At 60.7% G+C, this 8,438-nt stretch carries 9 protein-coding genes; 8 read left to right on the top strand and 1 reads right to left on the bottom strand.

What is annotated here, in order from left to right:
* The 6 genes from ACRESJ_RS25130 to ACRESJ_RS25105 all read left to right on the top strand — a co-directional run.
* Nucleotides 1–213: hypothetical protein (locus ACRESJ_RS25130; RefSeq protein WP_431760319.1), on the top strand; the 213-nt coding region annotated here is incomplete at its 5' end.
* Between the two features lie 5 nt (nucleotides 214–218).
* Complete coding sequence (locus ACRESJ_RS25125) at nucleotides 219–1,454, top strand: 3-methyl-2-oxobutanoate dehydrogenase (2-methylpropanoyl-transferring) subunit alpha (RefSeq protein ID WP_431760318.1); 1,236 nt, start codon at nucleotides 219–221, stop codon at nucleotides 1,452–1,454.
* Nucleotide 1,455: 1 nt separating this feature from the next.
* Nucleotides 1,456–2,514: an alpha-ketoacid dehydrogenase subunit beta gene (locus ACRESJ_RS25120; protein WP_431760317.1), complete on the top strand. Its 1,059-nt coding sequence runs from the start codon at nucleotides 1,456–1,458 to the stop codon at nucleotides 2,512–2,514.
* The gene (locus tag ACRESJ_RS25115) at nucleotides 2,515–3,789 is read left to right on the top strand and encodes a dihydrolipoamide acetyltransferase family protein (RefSeq protein WP_431760316.1); all 1,275 of its coding nucleotides are present in this window, start codon (nucleotides 2,515–2,517) and stop codon (nucleotides 3,787–3,789) included. It abuts the gene before it with no gap.
* 3 nt (nucleotides 3,790–3,792) lie between these two features.
* Entirely contained in the window at nucleotides 3,793–5,175 is a 1,383-nt protein-coding gene (lpdA, locus tag ACRESJ_RS25110) for a dihydrolipoyl dehydrogenase (RefSeq protein WP_431760315.1), read from the top strand.
* Between the two features lie 233 nt (nucleotides 5,176–5,408).
* Nucleotides 5,409–6,428 (top strand): branched-chain amino acid aminotransferase, encoded by a 1,020-nt coding sequence (locus ACRESJ_RS25105; protein WP_431760314.1) that lies wholly within the window; start codon nucleotides 5,409–5,411, stop codon nucleotides 6,426–6,428.
* Between the two features lie 86 nt (nucleotides 6,429–6,514).
* On the opposite strand, the gene ACRESJ_RS25100 is transcribed toward ACRESJ_RS25105, so the two are convergent.
* Nucleotides 6,515–6,853, bottom strand: a complete 339-nt coding sequence (locus ACRESJ_RS25100) for an FKBP-type peptidyl-prolyl cis-trans isomerase (RefSeq protein ID WP_431760313.1) — start codon at nucleotides 6,851–6,853, stop codon at nucleotides 6,515–6,517.
* Between the two features lie 145 nt (nucleotides 6,854–6,998).
* Between ACRESJ_RS25100 and ACRESJ_RS25095 the strand changes: the two genes are divergently transcribed.
* Both ACRESJ_RS25095 and ACRESJ_RS25090 read left to right on the top strand, forming a co-directional pair.
* On the top strand, nucleotides 6,999–8,063 hold the full coding sequence (locus ACRESJ_RS25095) for a M4 family metallopeptidase (RefSeq protein WP_431760312.1): 1,065 nt from the start codon (nucleotides 6,999–7,001) through the stop codon (nucleotides 8,061–8,063).
* Nucleotides 8,060–8,383, top strand: coding sequence for a protealysin inhibitor emfourin (locus ACRESJ_RS25090; RefSeq protein WP_431760311.1), 324 nt, complete (start codon nucleotides 8,060–8,062; stop codon nucleotides 8,381–8,383). Before ACRESJ_RS25095 ends, ACRESJ_RS25090 begins: the two co-directional genes overlap by 4 nt.
* Nucleotides 8,384–8,438 lie beyond the last annotated feature (55 nt).

The following is an 8,438-nucleotide window of genomic DNA, read 5'->3' as shown; positions in this document are numbered from 1 at the left end:
AATGCCGATATCGGTACGGTCCAGTTTGCGCATGAGACAAAAACACCTGTTTTTTATGTTTATGCAGATTTTTTATCTGGAAATGACCTTGAACGCAACGAAACACAGAAAAATATTCTTCTTGGCCGGGCCTATGATTGTTGTAGGACAAGATTTCTTCCACCGAATGAAATCTGTCAGCTCACTACAAGAAATTCACAAGATCGAGCGTAGAAGCCATGAACCAAGCGTACGAACCGCTGCGCCTGCACGTCCCCGAACCCTCGGGTCGCCCCGGCTGCAAAACCGACTTCTCCTACCTGCACCTGACCGACGCCGGCACAGTGCGCAAACCCCCTATCGACGTTGAACCGGCTGACACGGCAGACCTGGCCCGTGGCCTGATTCGTGTGCTCGACGACCAGGGCAATGCCTTGGGCCCCTGGGCCGAAGGCGTACCGGTGGACATCCTGCGCAAAGGCATGCGTGCCATGCTCAAGACGCGGATCTACGACAACCGCATGGTGGTCGCCCAGCGTCAGAAAAAAATGTCGTTCTATATGCAGAGCCTCGGCGAAGAAGCCATCGGCAGCGGCCAGGCCCTGGCGTTGAACGTCGACGACATGTGCTTCCCGACCTACCGTCAGCAAAGCATCCTGATGGCCCGCGAAGTCCCGCTGGTGGACCTGATCTGCCAACTGCTGTCCAACGAGCGCGATCCGCTCAAAGGGCGTCAGTTGCCGATCATGTACTCGGTCAAGGATTTTGGTTTCTTCACCATCTCCGGCAACCTTGCCACCCAGTTCGTCCAGGCGGTGGGCTGGGGCATGGCCTCGGCAATCAAGGGCGACACCAAAATCGCCTCCGCCTGGATCGGCGATGGCGCCACCGCTGAAGCCGACTTCCACACCGCCCTGACCTTCGCCCACGTGTACCGCGCTCCGGTGATTCTCAATGTGGTGAACAACCAGTGGGCAATCTCCACCTTCCAGGCCATTGCCGGTGGTGAAGCCACCACCTTCGCCGGTCGTGGCGTCGGTTGCGGTATCGCCTCGCTGCGGGTCGACGGCAATGATTTCTTTGCGGTCTACGCCGCCTCCGCCTGGGCCGCCGAACGTGCCCGCCGCAACCTCGGCCCGACCATGATCGAATGGGTCACCTACCGCGCCGGCCCGCACTCGACTTCAGATGATCCGTCCAAATACCGTCCTGCCGACGACTGGAGCCACTTCCCGCTGGGCGACCCGATTGCGCGCCTCAAGCAGCACCTGATCAAGATCGGTCACTGGTCCGAAGAGGAGCACGCCGCCGTCAGCGCCGAGCTGGAAGCCGAAGTGATCGCCGCGCAGAAAGAAGCCGAGAAATTCGGCACCTTGGCCGGTGGCCAGATTCCAAGCGCCGCGACCATGTTCGAAGACGTCTACAAAGAGATGCCGGAGCACTTGAAGCGCCAGCGTCAGCAGCTGGGGATCTGACATGAACGATCACAACAACAATATTCAGTTGGACACCGCCATGACCACGACCACCATGACCATGATCCAGGCCCTGCGCTCGGCCATGGATGTGATGCTTGAGCGTGACGATAACGTCGTGGTCTTCGGCCAGGACGTCGGGTACTTCGGTGGCGTGTTCCGCTGCACCGAAGGCCTGCAAACCAAATACGGCACCTCGCGGGTGTTCGATGCGCCGATCTCCGAAAGCGGTATCGTCGGCACCGCCGTGGGCATGGGTGCCTACGGTCTGCGTCCGGTGGTGGAGATCCAGTTCGCCGACTACGTGTACCCGGCCTACGACCAGATCATTTCCGAAGCCGCGCGCCTGCGTTATCGCTCGGCCGGCGAGTTCACCGCGCCGATGACCCTGCGCATGCCTTGCGGCGGCGGCATCTACGGCGGTCAGACCCACAGCCAGAGCATCGAGGCACTGTTCACTCAGGTGTGTGGTCTGCGCACCGTGATGCCATCCAACCCCTACGACGCCAAGGGCCTGCTGATCGCCTCCATCGAAAACGATGACCCGGTGATCTTCCTTGAGCCAAAACGCCTGTACAACGGCCCCTTCGACGGCCACCACGAGCGTCCGGTAACCCCGTGGTCGAAACACCCTGCCGCTCAGGTTCCGGACGGTTACTACACCGTACCGCTGGACGTTGCCGCGATCGCCCGTCCGGGCAAGGACGTCACCGTTCTGACCTACGGCACCACCGTCTACGTGTCGCAAGTCGCCGCTGAAGAAAGCGGTGTGGATGCCGAAGTCATTGACCTGCGCAGCCTGTGGCCGCTGGACCTGGAAACCATTACCAAATCGGTGAAGAAAACCGGGCGCTGCGTGATCGTTCACGAAGCCACCCGCACGTGCGGCTTCGGTGCCGAACTGACGGCGCTGGTGCAAGAGCATTGCTTCCACCACCTGGAAGCGCCGATCGAACGCGTCACTGGCTGGGACACCCCCTACCCGCACGCGCAAGAGTGGGCGTATTTCCCTGGTCCGTCCCGTGTGGGCGCGGCTTTGAAACGGGTCATGGAGGTCTGAATGGGCACGCACGTTATTAAAATGCCGGACATTGGCGAAGGCATTGCAGAAGTTGAATTGTCGGTATGGCACGTCAAAGTCGGCGACATGGTCGTCGAAGATCAGGTGCTGGCCGATGTCATGACCGATAAAGCGATGGTGGATATTCCGTCGCCAGTGCATGGCAAGGTCATCGCGCTGGGCGGCCAGCCGGGTGAAGTGATGGCGGTCGGCAGCGTGCTGATCAGCATTGAAGTCGAAGGCGCTGGCAACGTTAAAGAGTCGGCGCAGCCTGCTGTGGTTAAAGAAGCACCGGTGGCCGCACCGAAAGTCGAAGCCGTGGTGGAAAGCAAACCCGTCGCTGCCGCCGCACCACGTCCGGCCGCTGTTTGCCAGGGACCGATGGTGGCTCGCGAAGCCGATGAGCGCCCGCTGGCTTCCCCGGCCGTGCGCAAACACGCATTGGACCTCGGTATTCAATTGCGCCTGGTACGCGGCTCCGGCCCGGCCGGTCGGGTACTGCATGAAGACCTCGACGCCTATCTGGCCCAAGGTCAAACCAATGCCTCGTCCGCCAGCAGTGCTTACGCACAACGCAACGATGAAGAGCAGATTCAGGTCATCGGCATGCGCCGCAAGATTGCCCAGCGCATGCAGGACGCCACCCAGCGCGCCGCTCACTTCAGTTATGTCGAAGAAATCGACGTGACCGCCGTGGAAGAACTGCGCGCGCACCTCAATGAAAAACATGGCGCCACTCGCGGCAAGCTGACCTTGCTGCCGTTCCTGGTACGCGCCATGGTCGTCGCCCTGCGCGACTTCCCGCAGATCAACGCTCGCTACGACGACGAAGCCCAGGTCATCACCCGCCTCGGTGCCGTGCACGTGGGCATCGCCACCCAGGCCGATATCGGCTTGATGGTGCCCGTGGTACGTCATGCCGAAGCCCGCAGTCTGTGGGACAACGCGGCGGAAATTTCACGTTTGGCCACCGCGGCACGCAACGGCAAGGCCAGCCGCGACGAGCTATCGGGCTCGTCCATCACCCTGACCAGCCTCGGCGCCTTGGGCGGCATTGTCAGCACCCCGGTGCTGAACTTGCCGGAAGTGGCAATCGTCGGCGTGAACAAGATCGTCGAACGTCCGATGGTCATTAAAGGCCAGATCGTGATTCGCAAGATGATGAACCTCTCCAGCTCCTTCGATCACCGCGTGGTCGATGGGATGGACGCAGCGCAATTCATCCAGGCTGTTCGTGCCCTGCTCGAACAACCCGCGACCTTGTTTTTGGAGTAAGCGATGCAGACTTTGAACACCACGCTGCTGATCATCGGCGGCGGCCCTGGCGGCTATGTGACGGCGATCCGTGCTGGCCAGTTGGGCATTTCGACCATTCTGGTGGAAGGCCAATCCCTGGGCGGCACCTGCCTGAACATTGGCTGCATTCCGTCCAAGGCACTGATTCACGTCGCCGAGCAGTTTCATCAGACGCAACACCACAACCAGCATTCGGCCTTGGGTATCAGCGTTTCGGCACCGACCCTGGACATCGGCAAAAGCGTGGAATGGAAAGACGGTATCGTCGATCGCCTGACCACCGGCGTCGCGGCGCTGCTGAAAAAGAACAAGGTCCAGGTCATTCAGGGCTGGGCCAAGGTCATCGACGGCAAGACCGTGGAAGTCGGCGACACGCGCATCCAGTGCGAGCACCTGGTGCTGGCCACCGGTTCCAAGAGCGTGAACCTGCCCATGCTGCCAATTGGCGGGCCGATCATTTCGTCCACCGAAGCCTTGGCACCGACCTCCGTACCGAAGCGGTTGATTGTGGTCGGCGGCGGCTACATCGGCCTGGAGCTGGGCATTGCCTATCGCAAACTCGGCGCAGAAGTCAGCGTGGTAGAAGCCCAGGAGCGCATCCTGCCGGCCTACGACGCCGAGCTGACGCAACCGGTGCACGACGAACTGAAAAAACTTGGCGTGAAGCTTTACTTGAAGAACAGCGTGCAAGGCTTTGATTCAAAAGCAAATACCTTGCAAGTTCTGGATCCGGAAGGCGGCACCCTGAACCTTGAAACCGATCAGGTGCTGGTGGCCGTCGGTCGCAAGCCGAACACCCAGGGCTGGAACCTCGAAGCGCTGAACCTGGAAATGAACGGCCCGTCGATCAAGATCGACAACCGTTGCCAGACCAGCATGCGCAACGTTTATGCCATCGGTGACCTGAGCGGCGAACCAATGCTCGCGCACCGGGCCATGGCCCAGGGCGAGATGGTCGCCGAACTGATCAGCGGTAAATCCCGCGAGTTCAGCCCCACCGCCATCGCTGCCGTGTGCTTCACCGACCCGGAACTGGTGGTGGTCGGCAAGACCCCGGACGAGGCCAAGGCTGGCGGTCTGGATTGCATCGTGTCGAGCTTCCCGTTCGCCGCCAATGGCCGGGCCATGACGCTGGAGTCGAAAAGTGGCTTCGTGCGCGTGGTCGCCCGTCGGGACAATCATGTGATCGTCGGCTGGCAGGCTGTGGGCGTCGGGGTGTCCGAACTGTCCACGGCATTCGCGCAAAGCCTGGAAATGGGCGCGCGCCTGGAAGACATCGGCGGCACCATTCATGCCCATCCGACGCTGGGCGAGGCTGTGCAGGAAGCGGCATTGCGGGCGCTGGGGCATGCGTTGCACCTGTAATCTCTCCACCTGATCGTTCCCACGCTCTGCGTGGGAACGCAGCCCGGGACGCTCTGCGTCCCAACCGCCGAACGCGGAGCGTCCGATGAGGCATTCCCACGCAGAGCGTGGGAACGATCAAAGACATGAATTCGGGCTGCGAAACAGGCCCGGAATGAAGTATTGTTGTCCCCATCCAAAAAACGTCAGAAGCCTTGAACCGTTTCGACGGTTGTTAAGTGATAGAGGGTGTCATGGGTAACGAAAGCATCAATTGGGACAAGCTGGGTTTTGACTACATCAAGACTGACAAGCGCTATCTGTCGTACTTTCGCAATGGCGAGTGGGACAAAGGCACCCTGACCGAAGATAACGTCCTGCACATCAGCGAAGGCTCCACTGCCCTTCACTATGGTCAGCAATGCTTCGAAGGCCTGAAGGCCTATCGCTGCAAGGACGGCTCGATCAACCTGTTCCGCCCGGACCAGAACGCCCTGCGCATGCAGCGCAGCTGTGCCCGCCTGCTGATGCCGCACGTGGACACCGAGCAGTTCATCGAAGCGTGCAAGGCCGTGGTTCGCGCCAACGAGCGTTTCATTCCGCCGTATGGCACTGGCGGCGCGCTGTACCTGCGTCCGTTCGTGATTGGCGTGGGCGACAACATCGGCGTGCGCACCGCACCCGAGTTCATCTTCTCGATCTTCTGCATCCCGGTGGGCGCCTACTTCAAGGGCGGCCTGACCCCGCACAACTTCCTCATCTCCAGCTTCGACCGCGCCGCGCCGCAAGGCACCGGTGCCGCCAAGGTCGGTGGCAACTATGCCGCCAGCCTGATGCCGGGCTCCCAGGCCAAGAAGGCGCACTTCGCCGACGCCATCTACCTGGACCCGATGACCCACTCGAAAATCGAGGAAGTCGGTTCGGCCAACTTCTTCGGGATCACCCACGACAACAAGTTCGTGACCCCGAAATCGCCATCGGTACTGCCGGGCATCACCCGTCTGTCGCTGATCGAGCTGGCCAAATCCCGTCTGGGCCTGGAAGTGATCGAAGGCGACGTGCTGATCGACAAGCTCTCGGACTTCAAGGAAGCCGGTGCCTGCGGTACTGCCGCGGTGATCACGCCGATCGGCGGTATCAGCTACAAAGACCATCTGCACGTGTTCCACAGCGAAACCGAAGTCGGCCCGATCACCCAGAAGCTCTACAAAGAGCTGACCGGCGTGCAAACCGGCGACGTCGAAGCGCCAGCGGGCTGGATCGTCAAGGTTTGACCTGACGCCCATCCGCCATAAAAATCGCCGCCCTCGGATTCGAAGGCGGCGATTTTTTTTACCTGGTCGATGAAGATCACCAGGCATCAATCATCCCGCGTCAGCACTTCCAGCAATTCAATTTCAAACACCAGGTTCGAATTGGGCGGGATCTTGCCCATCGTGCGTTCGCCGTAGGCCAGGTGCGCCGGCACCAGCAACTTGCGTTTGCCGCCGACCTGCATGCCGATGATGCCCTGGTCCCAGCCCTTGATTACCCGACCGGTGCCTATCACGCATTGGAAAGGCTTGCCTCGGCTGTAGGAAGAGTCGAATTCAGTGCCGTCTTCCAGCCAACCGCGATATTGCGTGGTGATCAGTGCGCCTTTGACGGCGGCTTTTCCGTCGCCGGGCAAGAGGTCGATGATTTGCAGTTCGTCATTCATGTCCATACTCATTTACAGTGCCCTGGTCTTTCGGGTGCGGGCGGTGGTTTTCGCAGAAACCGGCATTGATGGCAATCGTTGGAACCCAAAGTCCTTCAGCCGCTCACATAAGTATCGACTTGCGTATTCAGAAAAGGACCCTCTGATGAACGACTCCCAAGCGCTACGCAGCTTCATCCCGCCGTACATTCTCAACCGAATCGTCGCACACGGTTCCGCACACCAGCGTTCCAGCGCCCTATCCACGCTGACCCACGTACGCACCTTGCGCCACATGCCTGGCCCACCGTCGCGACCGCCAGCGGCCGCGATCCTGCCGGCGCCCACCAAACCCGGTCAGGCGCAACGCAGTATCCACGATGCCCAGGGGAAAACGTTGCTGCCGGGCAGGCCGGTGCGCCTTGAGGGTCAGGCGGCGAGCGGTGATCCGGCGGTCGACGAAGCCTATGACGCGCTCGGTGCCAGCTACGATTTCTTCTGGAAGGTGCTGGGTCGAGACTCGATCGACAACAAGGGCTTTGCCTTGATTGGCAGCGTGCATTACGGCCAGCACTACGAGAACGCCTTCTGGAACGGCTCGCAAATGGTCTTCGGTGACGGTGACGGCGAGATCTTCGAGCGCTTTACCCGCTCACTGGACGTGGTCGGCCACGAGTTGACCCACGGCGTGATCGAAAGCGAAGCCGGGTTGGTGTACGCCGGCCAGTCCGGGGCGTTGAATGAATCGCTGTCGGATGTCTTCGGTGTACTGATCAAGCAGTTTCTGTGGGGGCAAGTCGTGGATCAGGCAGACTGGTTGATCGGCGCCGACTTGCTGACACCGCGTATCAAGGGCCTGGGACTGCGCTCCATGGCCCATCCGGGTACTGCCTATGACGACCCGCTGCTGGGCAAGGACCCGCAACCGGATCACATGCGCAAATTCGTCATCACCCAAGAGGACAATGGTGGGGTGCACATCAACTCGGGCATCCCCAATCGGGCGTTTTATCTGGCGGCCAAAGCACTGGGCGGTTTTGCCTGGGAGAAAACCGGCCGCATCTGGTATGACGCGTTGTGCGATCGGCGCCTGAGCCGCGAGGCATCATTCGCTGCCTTCGCGAAACTGACCGTTGAGCATGCCAGGCTGCGTTTCAGTGCCATTGAAGCCCGGGCCGTGCATCATGGCTGGACCGAAGTGGGCGTCGACCCGACGAAGGAGGACTTATGAAAAAGCTGCCGACACTGGATGATCAAGCCGTTGTTCGCCTTTCACGCCAGGGTGGTTTTGCAGCGATCCAGGCCTTGACCCGCCCCCGGGAGATCGAATTCGCCCAATGCAGTATCGACCAGCGATCGCGCATCTGCGTCTTGCTGGAGGGTTGTCTGCCGCTGGCCAGTTCTGCTTCCGGCGGCAGCGACCAGCGTTTTTATCAGATCGAACTGCGCTACCGCGTCGGCGAGCAGAATGATGAGGTGGTGTTGAAGGTGCCCGAAGACCGCGCCCCCGGGGAACTGGTGCGGCTTTGGGATAAAGGGGAGTTGTTGTAGCGCGATTTACATCGCGCGATGTAACGAACGATCGTTCCCACGCTCTGCGTGGGAA

Source organism: Pseudomonas sp. (assembly GCF_050739655.1).
GTDB lineage: Bacteria > Pseudomonadota > Gammaproteobacteria > Pseudomonadales > Pseudomonadaceae > Aquipseudomonas.
Note: the sequence above shows the minus strand (reverse complement) of the source record. Positions and strands in the feature narration are given on the sequence as shown.

Excerpts from the sequence above, each read along its gene's own strand:
- ACRESJ_RS25095 (WP_431760312.1), top strand. The coding sequence starts at position 6,999 with ATGAACGACTCCCAAGCGCTACGCAGCTTCATCCCGCCGTACATTCTC.
- ACRESJ_RS25100 (WP_431760313.1), bottom strand. The coding sequence starts at position 6,853 with ATGAATGACGAACTGCAAATCATCGACCTCTTGCCCGGCGACGGAAAA.
- ACRESJ_RS25090 (WP_431760311.1), top strand. The coding sequence starts at position 8,060 with ATGAAAAAGCTGCCGACACTGGATGATCAAGCCGTTGTTCGCCTTTCA.
- ACRESJ_RS25115 (WP_431760316.1), top strand. The coding sequence starts at position 2,515 with ATGGGCACGCACGTTATTAAAATGCCGGACATTGGCGAAGGCATTGCA.
- ACRESJ_RS25120 (WP_431760317.1), top strand. The coding sequence starts at position 1,456 with ATGAACGATCACAACAACAATATTCAGTTGGACACCGCCATGACCACG.
- ACRESJ_RS25125 (WP_431760318.1), top strand. The coding sequence starts at position 219 with ATGAACCAAGCGTACGAACCGCTGCGCCTGCACGTCCCCGAACCCTCG.
- ACRESJ_RS25105 (WP_431760314.1), top strand. The coding sequence starts at position 5,409 with ATGGGTAACGAAAGCATCAATTGGGACAAGCTGGGTTTTGACTACATC.
- lpdA (WP_431760315.1), top strand. The coding sequence starts at position 3,793 with ATGCAGACTTTGAACACCACGCTGCTGATCATCGGCGGCGGCCCTGGC.